We start from the raw sequence: 14,559 nt of genomic DNA, 5'->3' as shown, positions 1-14,559 counted from the left end.
TGAACAGCGGGTGAAGGCATGTCGTCAAGTGTTCCTCACCCGCCCTCCCAGAACCCGCATTCGGCGTTCTCCGCGTTGATGGTGTTGAGGTTGTCCGGCACGCCGGAGGGCTCGCCGTCCGCTCCGCCAGCTGCGCCTTCGGAGTCCTCGGTGCCTTCGCCGCCTTCTCCGCTGTCCGCTGCCGACAGCGAGGACGGGCCGATGCTCACGCCGCCCGCCGAGGTGCCGCGGCTCGGCGCCGACACGTCGCCGTCATAGTCGGGACCGATCACTAAGACGACTGCACCGCCCACAGAGGGGTCTTCCTCCAACACGGCGTTGTTCAGCGTCGCCGCGAGCGTGGCTGCCTCCGCCGCCCGCTGTGGGGCGTAGCGAACGGTGGTCTGGTCGACCGGCGCAGGCGCGTTGCCGTAGAACACCACGTCGAAGCCGAGCTCTCCCAGGGAGGCCGAGACGGTACGCGATGCCCCGCTCATCTCACTGCCGTTGAGAACCTGGATTCGGATGCCGTCGGGGGACACGAGGTCTGCAGAGTCGGCGGATCCCGCACCGTCGTCACCAGCTGCCGCGCCCGCGTTGTCGGAGTCCGCGCTCTCGTTCTCCTCGCCGGGCAGCGGTGCCTCATCCGGCAGCGGCTGGTCGTCGATGATCGCCTGGAAGAGCGCGTTCACGTCGTCCGGACGCATGACCTCGTTGTTCCGCTCGTTCGCGGTACCGACAGTGGGGAGGGTCACGAAGGTGATCCGCCCGGTCTGCAGCGACTGCAACGACTGCGCCAGGGTCATCAGGCCGTCCACCGACAGGTTCTCGCCGAATGTGTTCCGAGCGAAGGCCTGGACGAAGCCGGTGAGCTGGCCGGGGTCGAGGAGGACCTCGGAGGACATCACCTTGCGCAGCAGGGAGGAGAGGAAGAGCTGCTGCCGGTACATCCGGCCGTAGTCCGAGGTGATATCGCCCTGCACGCTGCGGGCCCGGACGTAGTTGAGTGCGGCTGCGCCGTCGATGACCTGCTGACCGGCCGTGGGGATGACGGTGCCGAGCTCGTCATCGATCAGGGGAATGGGCGTGCAGATCTCGACGCCATCGACGGCGTCGACCATGTCGCGGAAGCCGTTGAAGTCGATGCCGACGAAGTGACTGAAGCTCAGACCCGAGATGCTCTGCACGACCTTGCGCAGGCACTGCGGTCCTCCGATGCCGTACACCTCGTTGAGCTGGGCGTACTCCTCGGGAGGGATTTGCTCGCCGAGGTAGTCCCCGGTCGTGGAGTCCCAACGCTCGCATTCCGGCCGCGCCACCTCGAGGTCGCGGGCGAAGCTGACCACGACGACCCGTTCCCGGCTGGCGGGAATGTGCGCGACCATCACGGCGTCCGCCAGCGCGCCGTCGTGATCCTCGGTCGTGCCGACGTTGTCGCCCTCGCTCGCGCCTGCCCGACTGTCGGACCCGACGATCAGGAAGTTCTCGTCGCCGTACTGCTTCTCCGGTTCGTTGACCAGACCGGAGTCGTCGTCCAGCGCCGAGATCTCCCGGAACTGGTTGTCGACCCAACCGCGAGCGCCCCAGCCGAACCCCGTCACCAGGAAGATCATCGAGGCGAGGACGACGGCGACGGCACGGCCCGCCATGCGCGCGGGCGCTGGTTTCGCCGATGGCGCGGGCACGACCGTCTTCGCCTTGACCGAGGGCGGCGGCGGATCGTCGTCATCGTCACCGTGATCGAGCTTCGCGTCGAACTCGTCGTCCTCGTGCGGCTGCTCGGCCGACTCCGCGCCGTCCGCAGGGGTGGTGCGACGGGCGAACCGCCGTCGGGGGTTCGCATCCACACGGATCGTCGTCGTCGGCGGGTCGCCGTCGTCGAAGGGTTCATCGTCATCGTCGATGAACTTGTTGATGATCTTGCCGAGCTTGCCTCGGCGCCGTTCCTTCTCGGCCAGCTCGGCCTGCATCTCGTCGTGTACCGCCGAGAACCGGGCGAGGGTCTCATCGATGTTGCGGGTGTGCCGGGTGAGCGGGGTCTCCTCCGTCATCGGCCCGGGATCACGCCGCGCGTCGCTGACGGGCGGCATGCCCTGCTCCGCCTGCTGCGGTGGACGTGGTCGCGACTGCGGCGGGCCTGCGGGCGGCGCGGCCGCGCCGGGCGGCGGTGTCGGGCGGCCGGGCGGCATCGGCCTGCGGGTAGCGGCCGTCTCGGGGTTCGCCTGCGGTCCATCGTGGACGGCAGGTCCGGCGAGGTCTCGGCCGGGAGCCGGTGGGCGGGGCTGACGCCTGCGGACGTCGCCCGGCGCAGGCGCGGACTGTGCGTCGACACCGGGTTCCGATGGACGAGGTCGATGGGGCCGGGGCCGCTGCTCGGTCCCCGGGGGCGGTGCGGTCTCCGGCCGATCGGCCAGCGGGACGACGCCGAAATCGCGAGCCTCGCCGGTCGAAGCGGGCGGCGGCGCGGGTGCGGGCTGTGGTCGACGAGGCGGCCGCTGCCGCTGCGGCGGGCTCTGCCGTTGCCGAGGGTCCGGCTGTTGCGGCGGCCTCTGCGCTGCGGAGGTCTGCTGGTGCGGCGGTTCCGATGGTGGCGCGGCCCGATCGAACTCGGGCTCCACCTGCTCGGGCGCTCGCCTGCGGCCGGACTCGGCCCGACGACCGGGCCCGGGTGCCGGGCGACCGACCGGGTGCTGCGTCGTCGGCTCTTCGATCGGCGGCTCCGGCTCCCGTGATCCCCGAGCGGATCGCGGCGTCCGAGGCGGTGCGGCTCGCTCGGTGGGCCCGGGGTGCATCGGCGGCGGTGCGAAATCCGGGGCCGGGGTGTGCTCCGCCGACGCCATCTCGTCGTCGGGGTCCGGCGCGGCGCGGCGCCCTCGGCGCGGGCCGCCGTGTCGGGCGAGCAGGTCGGACACCGTCATGCCGCCGGGATCGTCGGTGGAACGCCTGCGACGTCCGGTCGGCGGCTCGCTGTATCGGCGGCGGCGTCCCTCATCGGCTTCGGCGTCCTCGCCGTGCGATGCGGTCGATCGGCGCGGGCGGGAACCGTCGGCACGATAATCGTCCGGCACCCGATCTCCTTCCTCGTGAACGCGCTCACTGCAGTGCACGTCGCGCAGCAAGCATCTGGTCCGATACGTGGGGTGACTGTCAAGCTGCCCGATTGGGTGATTAAGCGCGCCATGATATTACGGCTTGGTCACCACGCCGTCGATACTATTCGTGTTTCCTGCCACGTTCGGACGGGAGGAATCACGGACGGTTTACACGGTTTCTCAAGCCTTGTCGAGTGAGCGCCGATCTCTCAGTAGTAACCCACCACACGGGGAGCGACGACCGTTCGCCTGCCTGCTGCGGCGCCTGCGAGATGAGCGACGCCGTCCTCCTGATAGGCGACGGCGTTACGGCCGGACTGTTTCGCCGTGTAGAGCAGGCTGTCGGCGCGAAGCAGCTGCTCTTCGTGGCTGGTCGGCAGCCGTCCTGCGGCCTGTGCGACTCGCTGCTCATGAGCGAGACCGATGCTCACGGTCACCCGTAGACCCACGACGAGCTGTTGCCAGGCATGGCGCTCGATGCGGGCTCGGGTCGTCTCACACACCGCGACGGCGGTGGCGGCGTCGACGTCGGGCAGTACGAGGACGAACTCCTCGCCGCCGTAACGAGCACAGAACGCCCCGGCGGGCAGGCCCTCCTGCAGCAACTCCACGACACGTTGCAACACACGATCGCCGAGCAGATGTCCGTAGGTGTCGTTGACCTGCTTGAACCAGTCGAGGTCGACCAGCGCGACAGCGAGGCCTGCGCTGCGCTCGTCCATCTCGCCGGGAAGCGCGAGCAGCCGCTGATCGAGGTAGCGCCGGTTGTAGCTCGACGTGAGACTGTCCCGAAGACTCTGTTCCTGCACCTCGGCGTGCTCCTTGCGCAGCCGGTCGACCTCGCGTCGCAGCTGTTCGGGGACGTGGATCGGCTCGGAGCCCTTGGCGGAGGCGAGATCGAGTGCGGAACGCAGATGGTGATACGCCTGCCGCCACTGCCCGCGAGACGCGAGCAGTGCTGCGATCGACTCGTGCAGCCGCACCAGCCCCGAGCTGTCCGTCAGCTCGTCGGGGTGCCGTCGCGTCGTCATGGCTTCGGCAGACTCTCTCGGAGGCACTGGGGCAGCCGGCGACTCTGCTGTCGCCTCGCGTCGGACCGGATCGGACTCGCCGATGTCGGGTTGTAGTACGGTCACCGCACTCACCTCCCTACCTGTCTTAGTAGTCGTCTGCTTCGCCGTCGGGCTTGAGGCGGACGGCCCCGAGACGGTCGGTTTCGCTCATCTGGCTGACCGGGTAGTAGTCCATTCAACCCATTAGAGCTAGTCCATTCGTTGGAGCATCATTTACCCGAGTTGGACGCTCCGACCAAGCCGTTCGCCTGCGGGTGACCCGGTTGGAGCAGCGTTGTGGCGGATGATGCGCCCGGTCGAGTGAAACCAGTGACGTTCATCACGGAGGGGCCGATGCGTCGGCGGACCGACCGTCGAGCCCTCGGAGACTTACCGAGGACAGGGCGCGAAACCGTAGACCGTGTCGTCCGACACCACGAGATGCTGCCCGCTGATCTGGTTGCTCACCGTGCTGCCCCCCTGCCGCCAGACGGCTGACACGGCGACCACGTAGCTCACTCCGTCGGGAGACTGCCCGCCCGCGGGCTGCCAGTGCGGATCGGTGCGCAGCGTGGACAGGGTCGGCTCGATGCTGATCGTCAGTTCGCCGAGGTCACAGGGCGTGCCTTGCCCGGGATGCCCGGTGCGTTCGAAGAAGTCGCGCTGCGCCTCGCGGCCCGCCAGCCCGGCCGAGTTCAGGCCGGCGAAGTAGGCGCGGATCAGCTCGCGGTGTTCCTCTGCCTGCTCGTTCGGCGCCTCGTCTGCCGCGCCCTGGCGGCCTGCCGCGCCGCCATGCTCCACGTCCCGTGGCGGCGCGGGCGGGCCGCTGCATCCGGTCGACAACAGCAGGCTCAGCAGCACGGCGGCCGGGGCCGAGCGACCGCGTCCCATCGTCAGCCGCCGGAGCTGTCGACCTCGGCCGCATGCGGCACCGAGACGTCCTCCGGGTCGTCCAGCCAGCCCTCGGGAAGGGACACCCGCCCCGCCGAGCCCTGCCTGCCCCGAGGACCCTCGGCGTCCTCGGGGAAGGGCACGGACGGATCGAGTCGGGCCAGCAGGTCCTCGAGTTCACCGAGACCGGACACCATGCCGAAGGAACGCCGCAGATCCGATCCGATCGGAAAGCCCCGGAGGTACCACGCCATGTGCTTGCGAAGGTCCCGCAGGCCCTTGTCGTGGCCCAGATGCTCGGCGAGCAGGACGGCGTGACGATGCATGACCTCGGCGACCTCGCCGAGATCGGGGCCCGCGGGCACCGGCCGTCCGGCAAACGCCTCCTGCAGGTCCCGGAACAACCATGGACGTCCGAGGCACCCGCGCCCGACCACGACGCCGTCGCAGCCGGTCGTCTCGACCATCCTCATCGCGTCCGCCGCACTGAAGATGTCACCGTTGCCGAGCACCGGAATGCTGCGGACCGCCGACTTCAACGCGGTGATCGCGGCCCAGTCCGCCGTTCCGGAATACCGCTGTGCGGCAGTCCTGGCGTGCAGCGCCACCGCAGCGGCGCCCTCCTGCTCGGCGATCCGACCTGCATCCAGGAACGTCGTGTGATCGTCGTCGATTCCGATTCGGAACTTGACCGTGACCGGAATTCCGGCGGGTGCGGCCTCGGTCACCGCGGCCCGAACGATCGCGGCGAACAACCGCCGCTTGTACGGCAATGCCGCGCCCCCGCCTTTTCGCGTGACTTTCGGCACGGGGCAGCCGAAGTTCATGTCGACGTGGTCGGCGAGATTCTCCTCGACGATCATCCGGACGGCTTTCGCCATCGTCTCGGGGTCGACGCCGTAGAGCTGCAGCGACCTCGGATGCTCCTCCGGATCGAAGCTGATCATGTGCATGGTCTGCGGGTGTCGTTCGACCAGTGCCCGCGTCGTGATCATCTCGCAGACGTAGAGCCCCGCCCCGTAGGTGCGGCACAGTCTGCGGAAGGCGACGTTGGTGATGCCCGCCATCGGGGCGAGCACCACCGGCGGGTCGACCGCGTAGGGGCCGACCTTGAGCGCAGGCCTGGAGAGGGTCTGAGATGACACGTCCGCCATTATCGCTGGTGGCGTCCACCGCACGCAGCCGACGGGTGCGAGGAGGGTCTTTCGCCCGCCGCGCCGTTCGGAGCCTGGCGGGCCCGCCACGCCTGGGTGTGCCGGGCCCGAGCCTCGCCGTCGCAGCTCCTCGAACGCGCCGGAATGATCCGGTCAGGCCCGGACGGTGACGCAGGCCAGTCTCTCGCCCGCAGTTCCCGCCTCTCCCTCGCCCGTCGCGGTGTGGTGGGCATGGATCACGACCGAACGCCGCTCGCTCCCGGTGGGACGCCAGCCGACCGAGGTCATCGCGACGGCCTCGCCGTCGGCGTCGGGGGTGAAGTCCAGCCACACCTCGTTCTCCGGGTTTGCGTAGGCCGGATCGACGGACGGCTGAACCGGATCGACCTCGTTCTGATAGTGCGGTCCGGCATCCTCGGGTTCGTCGCCGCAGGGCTCCTGGTGCAGATGCGCGCCGTAGGCATGGCCGGGGGTGAGCCCCGTGACCCCGAGCACGATGTTCGTGCGGCCGTCCCAGAGCCCCCACGCGGTGACCGCGACCTTGGAGCCGGTCGGAACCATGACCGGGTCGTAGGTGACGGCGCTGGTCCGCGCGGGCGGCGCGACGAACGTCGAGGTGGTGATCCGCAGAAATGAGGAGGACACCTGGAATGAGGAGGATGCAGAGGAGGTCGAGGATGCAGAGGATGCAGAGGAGGTCGAGGAGGTCGAGGAGGTCGGAGAGGTCGGAGAGGTCGGAGAGGTCGGAGAGGTCGAGGAGGGCGGAGAGGGCGGAGTAGGCGGAGTGGGGCCTGCGGCGGCGACTGGCGTGATGCCCAGCCCGCACACCGCCAGCACGGTGGTCAGCGCAGTCGTCGTCTTCTTCAACACGAGTCCCACCATCACCTACCGCACCCTGCGTCGCCATCCCGTCACGCATCGCCGAACGACGCCTGCCCGTGATGTTGGGCATGTGGAACATCACATCGGAAACAGCAGGTCGACCTCGGTTTCGGCTGATCACGACGGCCGATTCGAAAAGCCGTCGTGATTAGCTTGTTCGAGTGAATCGAACCGCAGTGAACAGTTCGTCGGGGACCGTTGCCGACCGAACGTGGCTGGTCGCCTGTGCGGCGGCGTTGTGGGGGACGGACGGCCTGCTTCGGCAGCCGCTCGCCGAGGCGCTGCCCGCGGCCTCGGTGGTCTTCTGGGAGCACCTGATCATCGTGCTGCTGGTGCTTCCCTTCCTGCCGAGGGCTCTTCGCGCGTTCGCCGCCTGCTCCTGGCGCGAGCGCCTCGCGCTGGTCGTCATCGGCGCGGGCGCGTCGGCCGTGGCCACGGCGTTGTTCACCGCGTCGTTCGCCGTCGGCGATGCGATCACGCCGCTGGTGCTCCAGAAGCTCCAGCCGCTGTTCGCCGTGCTCGCGGCCTACTGGCTGCTTGCCGAGCGGATCAGGGCGACGTACTGGTTCTTCGCGGTGCCCGCGTTGATCGGTGCCTGGCTGCTGAGCTTCCCGAATCCCCTCTCGGTGCAGGTCACGGCGGCGCAGTCCGCGTTCTTCGCCCTTGGGGCCGCCGTGTTGTGGGCGGCGGGCACCGTGCTGGGCAGGCTGGTGAGTGCGTCGATGTCGCCGAGAGACGTCACCGTGCTCCGGTTCAGCATCGGACTTCCCGCCGCCGCCGTCGTCCTGCTCTGGCAGGGCGACCCCGTTCTGGTCGGCTGGGACAACGCGCTCGGCCTGGTCCTGCTCGCGGTGGTCCCCGGTCTGCTCGGGCTGAGCCTGTACTACGTCGGCCTTCGTGCCACGCCCGCATCGCGCGCCACGCTCGCGGAGTTGGCGTTCCCGGCGACGGCCGCGCTGATCGGGGTCGGTCTGCTCGGGGTGGAACTGTCGCTGACGCAGTGGATCGGCTTCCTGGTCGTGGTGGGCTCGATCACGGGTCTCGGCTGGCACGAGAAGGTGCGTTCGAAGCCGGTGGTGGCGCTGCACTGAGCGGCGGCACCGTCCGCAGGTGCCCGCCCGTGGCGTGTCCGCCACGGAAGCCTCCTCGCGCGCGAGCTGTTGGTGGATACGGCCTGCTTCAGATGCGGCCCGGGCGGGTGTCGTGTGGTCTGTCCCGTGGAGGCCGGGCGGGGCGGACCATGCGGCGACGGCGTCGGGCGTCGGCCCGCCGACGAGGCTGCCGAGCCGCAGATCCGTGGCGGCGACAGACCCGAGACGCGGTTCGCCGAGACGCCTGCTCGCCGGGACCGTTCCCGCCGAGGTCTACGTCCCCCGGAAAACGACGGGAGATTATTGAATTAGCGCTGTTACATTGGCGCGGTGGATATGCCGGGACAGCCGCCGTGGCCCGCTGTCGGAGTGCCAGGGTGAGCCTTGCGAATCGATTGATCGACCTTCGGCCGCTGCGCTCCAGTCGCGCATTCCGGGAGTTATGGCTCGGATCACTGCTGTCCGGACTGGGGCAGCAGGTCGCCTCGGTGGCCGTGCTGCTCCAGGTGTGGCAGCTCACCCACGACCCGGTCTGGACGGGCGCGATCGGACTTGCCACCGCTGTTCCGCTGCTCGTCTTCACCTTTGTCGGTGGTTCGTTGGCCGACGCCCTGGATCGCCGCAGGCTCGTCCTGCTGACCTCCGTCGGGCAGTTCCTGGCGGCGCTGGGCCTGGCTGTGCAGGCGTTCTCCGACACGGCCTCGCTTGCCCTCGTGCTGGGTCTGGTCTCGGTCCAGGCAGCCTGCGGCGCGCTCGGCGCGCCAGCCCGTCGGACGATGCCGACCCGGCTGTTGGTCACCGGGCAGGTCGCCGCAGGAGTGGCCTTGCAGAACATCGCCTTCCAGGCATCGATGCTGCTCGGGCCCGCGCTGGCCGGGCTCATCCTCGCCGAGTGGGGCCTCACCGCCGCCTACCTGGGGCAGGCCGTTGCCTGTGGGGCGGCGCTGATCAGCATCGTCCGGCTGCCTGATCTGCCGCCGCTCGGCCGTCCGGATCGCCCCGGTCTGCGCGCGACGATCGACGGATGGCGTCTCGTCGCGCGCAGGCCAGAGTTGTGGGGCTGCTTCGCGACCGACCTCGCCGCCACGCTGCTGGCGATGCCGGTCGCGCTGTTCCCCCTCGTCAACGAGATCCGATTCGACGGCGACCCGCGCACCCTCGGCCTGTTCCTCACCGCTGTCGCCGTCGGCGGCATCGGAGCAGGCCTGATCTCGGGGACGGTGATCCGGCTTCGCCGCAGCGGCGTGGTGCAACTGGTCGCCGCGGGCACCTGGGGGATCGCCCTGGCGGTCTTCGGCCTGGCCGGACCCTTCTGGCTCGCCTTCGTCGCTCTGGTGGTCGCCGGTGCCGCCGACACGGTCTCCGTGGTCACCAGAGGGGCGATGGTCCAACTGACCACTCCGGACTCGCATCGCGGCCGCGTCTCCGCCGTCGAACACGTCATCGGCGCCGCGGGGCCCGAAGTCGGGAACTTCCGCGCCGGACTCGTCGCGGGGGGAACGTCCGCCCCGTTCGCCCTCGTCACCGGCGGCCTTGCCTGCGTGGTGGTCGTCGCGATAGTCGGAATGACCAACCGGCCGTACCGGAGATTCTGCCTTCCGACACCAGAGGAGTCGGGACACTGACCAGCCCACGCTGCTCTTGTGGCGGGCGCATTCACAATCAGACCGATGTCGGCGGCCTCGGCGCGGTCGATGCAACCGAAGCGACCAGCCGTTCCGCTCCGTCCTGAACCTGATCGGCCGCGCATGATAATCGCCCAGGCGCGTCCAGTGCAAGTGTTTCAGCACTACCCCTGAGTTGTCTCGAAGGCCGCCGTATCGAAGTCATCTACGCTGTCTTTGCAACCGTCGACCTACCTCGCGCCGGTCTTCAATAAGCCCGGAACAGGATTTTGAGCGACGGTTCGTCGAATCTCAGCGACGTGCGCCCAGAAATAGGAGACCCCATGCAACTGATGCGACTGTCGGACGGCCGAGATCTCGAGTACGAGATTTCGGGGCCGGAGGTCGGCCCAGTCGTTCTGGTCCACCATGGAATGCCGGGCTCGGCCGTGCCGATGGGAACAATTCTTGATCCATTGATTGAGCGCGGATACAGAATGCTCACCTATTCGCGGGCTGGTCACGGGGAGTCGACCCCCTCGCCTGGTCGGACGGTCGCCGACTCGGCGAGAGACTGTGGCCAGCTTCTCGACCGGTTGGGGATCTCTGAGTATCTCTCCTTTGGCTGGTCTGCGGGTGGCCCGCACGCGCTGGCGAGCGCGGCGGTAGACGCCGGGCGGGTGGTCGGGGTGCTCACCAGCGCGTCGTTCGCCCCGTTCAATGCTCCGGGTCTTGATTTCATCGGTGGAATGGGTGTGCAGAACCAGATATCATTCCGCAGCGTTGAACGAGGCGAGCAGGCCATGCGTGAGGTCATCGACTCCATGTCGGCGGCGATGCTGGGCACGCAGCCGGAAGGAGTGGCCGACGAACTGAACTCCGTTCTACCGGACGTGGATGTCGCTGCGATGCAGTCGGCCTTCGGGGTAGAGAATGCCGTGTCCGTGGATCACGCGCTCCGGTTGGGGAATGAAGGATGGGTGGCCGATCTCGCCGCCCTCACCCGTCCTTGGGGCTTTGACCTCGATGAGATCAAGGCCCCGGTAGAACTGTGGCATGGCGATCTGGACAAAATGGTCCCGTTGGCGCACGGAAAATGGCTCGCCAGCAATCTCAACAACGTTGTTTCTCATCTGGAGGCTGGGCATGGCCACCTTTCGTTGACCGTAGATAATCTTGGTCGGATGCTGGACCTCTTAGCTTCCAGGGCAAGGTAGCAAGTCGGCGCTCGCGTCGTCGTCGCTGTTGATGGCGGGGATGACGGCTTTGGCCGGGCGGACTGCCACCTGACTCGCTGCGGGCAGAACCTCGCGACGTCCGTCGTCGGTGAGGGCCTGCCCGCAGGAGTTCGAATCATGATCTTCGACGCCGCTGTGTGAGCTGCTGACCGAGACGATGCGGGGCGTAGTTCGGATCTGTCGGACCCGCATCCGGAAGGGTTCTCGGCCCTGGTCGGCACTCGCTCACAGCGGCTCATGGCTGCCGCTGCGGTGCCAGCCGAGCAGATCGCCGACACCGACTCGAAGGACCGCAGGCCTGCTGGTCGACTCTGCAGCGCAGAGCGACGCACCACGCTGCCGGACACCCGACCCCGTCCCGCTAGACTGCACTGTGCGGGCCGTTAGCTCAATCGGTAGAGCTGCTGACTTTTAATCAGTAGGTTCCGGGTTCGAGCCCCGGGCGGCCCACCAAGGTCAACATGCCGTTCACCAGCTCGGATGCAGCGATTCATGATCGTCTTGATGGTCGCTGCACTGGGCGCTGTCCAACTTCGTGTCCAATAGATCGGCGCTAACGTGCTGGTCATGTCCAGGACGAAGAAGACCAAGGACCTCACCGGCATCCGTCCACGAGGGACGCGCTACCAGGTACGAGTGTTCACCGGGTACGACCAGGACACCGGCAACCCGGTCATGGTCACCAGGTCGGCTGGGACCGAGGATGAGGCGATCGAGATTCGTGATCGCTTGCGCGCCGAGGTGCGGGACCACAAGACATCGAAGACCAACGCGACACTCAACCAACTCTTAGACGAGTGGCTGCGCAGTCATGAGGTGGCGAAGACCACGGCGAGTTCGTACACGTTGCTGGCACGCAACTTCATCCGTCCCGTGCTCGGCGAGAAGAGCCTGACGCGCCTGATGCAGCTCGGGCCGAAGATCTACGAGGACCTTGCCTCCGAGTTGAAGCGCTGTCGTCGCCGGTGCCGGAAGACGAAGACACGGGTCGATCACCGGGTGACGAAGCCTCATGAGTGCGATGCACGGTGCACGCCGCACGTGTGCAAGCCGCTGGCGGTCTCCTCGGTCCGACAGGTGCACGCCGTGCTGTCCGGCGCGCTGAACGCCGCTGTTCGGTGGGGATGGATCTCGTTCAATCCGGTGGAGGCTGCCCGCAAGCCGCGCGCACCACGTCCACAACCCCAACCTCCGACATCTGACGAGGCCGCCCTCATCGTCAATAAGGCATGGGAACAGGGAGCAGGTTGGGGGATGCTGGTCTGGCTGGTGATGGTCACCGGAATGCGACGCGGCGAACTGGTTGCACTTCGGCCGTCCCGCGTGCTGTTCAATCATTCGGAAAAAGGTGAGCACGACTGTGTGGAGCATAGATGTCGCGCAGTCATCGAAGTGCGAACCAACCTCGTCAAAGCTGATGGCGTGCTCGCCGAGAAGGACACCAAGAGCCACCAGATGCGCAGGATCTCAGTGGATTCGACGACGACGGGCCTGTTGGCCGATCACATCGCCGACATCGAACAGCGTCGCATAGAACTCGACTCGCCCGTAGCTGACGATGTCTTCCTCTTCTCCTATTCTTCTGCGCATGATCGACCATGTGATGCGGACGGCATCACGCACCGGTATTCGAGGATGGTCGCCGACCTCGGGATCACCACGCACCTACATGCGCTCCGTCACTACAGCGCTACTGAGCTCATCACGGCAGGCGTCGATCTACGCACGGTGGCAGGGCGACTGGGCCATGGCGGCGGCGGAACTACCACGCTTCGGGTGTACGCGGCATGGGTTGCCGGGGCAGACGCGCAGGCAGCGGAGCTGATGGCGTCTCGGATGCCGAGTAGGCCTGTCGCCGACGGCGAGTAAGAGCTAAGCTCGGTGAGCCGATCCAATCGGCTCCCTAGAGGGACACCTGTTGATAAGAGTGCTCTTGTGGTCCACGCTGTGTCCGGACCTCATTGCGGCTCGTCAGTGGCAACCATAAAGGAGACGACTTCACTCTTGCGGCGTTCGTGTTGGGAAATCTCCCGATCTTGATTGCGGCTTTCCTGCCGGTTGTCTTCCTAACCGTCCTGGTGATCTCTTTTGCGGTGCGCTGTTCGGCAATGGTCGCGGCTCGGCTGAGTCGCGGTAGCCGACCTCGTTCGGCGTACGTGCATCCACGCCGGCTCAACGCGGTATCGAGCCATTCGATCGGGAATGTGGTGCAGGCAGGAAAGATATCCGGGGACATCGTGTTCGGATGCTGCGTTCGGTCTCCGAGTCAAGCTGTTGTCCGGTGCGATAGTTGCTATGCGGGAAATTTAGCGAGGGCAGGGTGTCAAGAATCTAGGTGAACCGAACCTTTGTCTCGGCTATGCGGTTGTTCGTACTGCGGCCGAGACGGCTCTTCTGCCGTACCGACCCGATCTGTTGTGCCAGCAGCCGCGCACGATCTCCGTGCGCGGCTGCCGCATCCAACTCGCCACGCGCAGTGTGAACGTGCGTGAGATCGACTCTCAGCGCCGTTTCCGCTCGGGTGAAGCTGGGATCGAGTCTGTCGAGCGCGGCGGAGAGCGCCCCGTATGCCTCGCCATGCCCTAGCCGCGCGAGCGCGCTTCCACGCCACCGTGCGAGGTGGGTGGCGTCGAAGACGAGGTAGGGCGTCTCTGCCGAGTCTTCCCCGACGCACAACGAATCTGACGCGGCATCGAACAGGGCAAGGCTCTTCACGTCTTCGCCACAGGTCGCCAGTGCCTCCCCGTGTCCCGCCGCGAGCCAGGCGGCCAGTAGCCGAGATGCCTTGCCGGTGGCGATCCGTCGCGCGTGGTCGGTGAGTTCGACGGCTTCGGCGGTCTCGCCGATGTCGAGCAGTACGACGGCCTGACTTGCGGAGGCGTAGGCCTCTAGCGACCGGCTCTCAGCCTCGCGTGCCGCCGCTCGTGCTCGGTTGTAGTGGTTCCATGCCTGCCCGGTCTCGCCTTGATCAAGCGACTGCCACGCGGCCAGCGTCGAGGCGTCCACAAGTAGCGCGGCGAGTTCGGATCGGGTGGGTTCGCGGAGTACGTCGGACAGCAGGCGTTCCAACTGGTCGATCTGGCCGCGTAGTTCGCCGAGCAGCGTCGTTCCGCCCAACCGGCGATCGAGTACCCGCGTGATGTCGAGTCGTTGGCGGAGCAGCGCCACCGTGTCGGCGTCCACGGTTCGCCCGGCTGCGATCCGGGCTCGCAGCTCGCGAACCACGTCGGCCGTCGTGGCGTCCTCGCTCGGTTCGACCTGTGCCGGTTGCAACAGCCGGTCGATCGGCACCCCGAACATCTCTTCGAGCAGGCGTCGGGTGACGGGCCGGACCTGTCCGAGTGGCTTGCCGTCTGCGCGGTGTCCCGATGCCAGTCGTTGGACATGCCGGACGCTCAACGTCGCATCCATGCCGTGTTCGCGGGCGAAGCGCTCGGCAGTCTCGCTGAACTCCTCGGCCGTCTGGCCACGCTGGCGGATCAGTTCGCCTAAGAGGGTGCGCGGTGGGTGTTCGCGAGGTGGTTCGCTCATCGGCTGCGCTCCGTATCACTGATGTCAGCGCCGATGAGTCTAGGT

Annotated in this window: 11 protein-coding genes and 1 tRNA gene; 6 read left to right on the top strand and 6 right to left on the bottom strand. The window is 67.5% G+C overall.

All coding sequences use genetic code 11. From position 1 onward, the window contains the following. Positions 1-35: 35 nt before the first annotated feature. From UA74_RS29250 to UA74_RS29225, 5 genes are all read right to left on the bottom strand, one after another. On the bottom strand, positions 36-2,030 hold the full coding sequence (locus UA74_RS29250; RefSeq protein ID WP_232237549.1) for an LCP family protein: 1,995 nt from the start codon (positions 2,028-2,030) through the stop codon (positions 36-38). A gap of 1,250 nt (positions 2,031-3,280) precedes the next feature. Further along, positions 3,281-4,102, bottom strand: coding sequence for a GGDEF domain-containing protein (locus UA74_RS29240; protein WP_083683796.1), 822 nt, complete (start codon positions 4,100-4,102; stop codon positions 3,281-3,283). A 411-nt stretch (positions 4,103-4,513) separates the two neighbouring features. Then, positions 4,514-5,014 (bottom strand): hypothetical protein, encoded by a 501-nt coding sequence (locus tag UA74_RS29235; protein WP_075743050.1) that lies wholly within the window; start codon positions 5,012-5,014, stop codon positions 4,514-4,516. Positions 5,015-5,016: 2 nt separating this feature from the next. Further along, complete coding sequence (gene dusB / locus UA74_RS29230; protein ID WP_075765840.1) at positions 5,017-6,168, bottom strand: tRNA dihydrouridine synthase DusB; 1,152 nt, start codon at positions 6,166-6,168, stop codon at positions 5,017-5,019. A 153-nt stretch (positions 6,169-6,321) separates the two neighbouring features. Then, the gene (locus UA74_RS29225) at positions 6,322-6,813 is read right to left on the bottom strand and encodes a superoxide dismutase family protein (RefSeq protein WP_232237548.1); all 492 of its coding nucleotides are present in this window, start codon (positions 6,811-6,813) and stop codon (positions 6,322-6,324) included. Between UA74_RS29225 and UA74_RS33885 the strand changes: the two genes are divergently transcribed. The 6 genes from UA74_RS33885 to UA74_RS29200 all read left to right on the top strand — a co-directional run bounded on the left by UA74_RS33885 (position 6,788) and on the right by UA74_RS29200 (position 12,852). After that, positions 6,788-7,198, top strand: a complete 411-nt coding sequence (locus UA74_RS33885; protein WP_232237542.1) for a hypothetical protein — start codon at positions 6,788-6,790, stop codon at positions 7,196-7,198. The genes UA74_RS29225 and UA74_RS33885 overlap by 26 nt on opposite strands. A 13-nt stretch (positions 7,199-7,211) precedes the next feature. Then, positions 7,212-8,141: a DMT family transporter gene (locus UA74_RS29220; RefSeq protein WP_232237541.1), complete on the top strand. Its 930-nt coding sequence runs from the start codon at positions 7,212-7,214 to the stop codon at positions 8,139-8,141. 377 nt (positions 8,142-8,518) lie between these two features. Next, positions 8,519-9,766, top strand: coding sequence for an MFS transporter (locus UA74_RS29215; protein WP_075743047.1), 1,248 nt, complete (start codon positions 8,519-8,521; stop codon positions 9,764-9,766). A gap of 323 nt (positions 9,767-10,089) precedes the next feature. Next, on the top strand, positions 10,090-10,962 hold the full coding sequence (locus UA74_RS29210; protein ID WP_198042876.1) for an alpha/beta fold hydrolase: 873 nt from the start codon (positions 10,090-10,092) through the stop codon (positions 10,960-10,962). A 398-nt stretch (positions 10,963-11,360) separates the two neighbouring features. Then, a tRNA-Lys gene (locus tag UA74_RS29205) sits at positions 11,361-11,436 on the top strand. Between the two features lie 114 nt (positions 11,437-11,550). Next, the gene (locus tag UA74_RS29200; protein WP_075744365.1) at positions 11,551-12,852 is read left to right on the top strand and encodes a tyrosine-type recombinase/integrase; all 1,302 of its coding nucleotides are present in this window, start codon (positions 11,551-11,553) and stop codon (positions 12,850-12,852) included. Between the two features lie 462 nt (positions 12,853-13,314). Here UA74_RS29200 and UA74_RS29195 read toward each other — a convergent pair whose 3' ends face one another. Then, positions 13,315-14,514: a hypothetical protein gene (locus tag UA74_RS29195; protein WP_075743046.1), complete on the bottom strand. Its 1,200-nt coding sequence runs from the start codon at positions 14,512-14,514 to the stop codon at positions 13,315-13,317. Positions 14,515-14,559: the final 45 nt, after the last annotated feature.

Origin of the sequence: Actinoalloteichus fjordicus (assembly GCF_001941625.1) — a bacterium.
Taxonomy (GTDB): domain Bacteria; phylum Actinomycetota; class Actinomycetes; order Mycobacteriales; family Pseudonocardiaceae; genus Actinoalloteichus_A; species Actinoalloteichus_A fjordicus.
Note: the sequence above shows the minus strand (reverse complement) of the source record. Positions and strands in the feature narration are given on the sequence as shown.